Raw genomic sequence first — 332 nt, 5'->3', positions numbered from 1 at the left:
GACCTTCACACCCGGCGCGCGCCACGCCTTGATCGGTCCCAATGGCGCCGGCAAGACCACCTTCATCAATCTGCTCACGGGCGGCTTTGCGCCCAGCGGGGGCAAGGTATGGTTCGGTGGCGAGGATATCACCGCCTTGGCCCAGCATGAACGCGTCAAGCGCGGCATGACCCGCACCTTCCAGATCAATACGCTTTTTGCCGGACTCACGGTGCTGGAGTCGGTAATCCTGGCGATCCAGGAGCGGCGCGGCCTGCAATACAAGTGGTACCAGACCGTGGCCAGCCAGACCGAGGTCGTGGATGAAGCCATGGCCTTGCTGGAGTCCCTCA

1 protein-coding gene is annotated in these 332 nt (G+C 63.3%); it reads left to right on the top strand.

The genetic code is table 11. The features are described from left to right. Positions 1 to 332, top strand: a 332-nt coding sequence (locus I5W_RS26700) for an ATP-binding cassette domain-containing protein (RefSeq protein WP_044531534.1), incomplete at both ends; no start/stop codon positions are given.

This window comes from Herbaspirillum sp. B65 (assembly GCF_000333555.1).
Classification (GTDB): domain Bacteria; phylum Pseudomonadota; class Gammaproteobacteria; order Burkholderiales; family Burkholderiaceae_D; genus Herbaspirillum; species Herbaspirillum rubrisubalbicans.
This window is presented reverse-complemented; position numbering and strand designations above follow the sequence as displayed.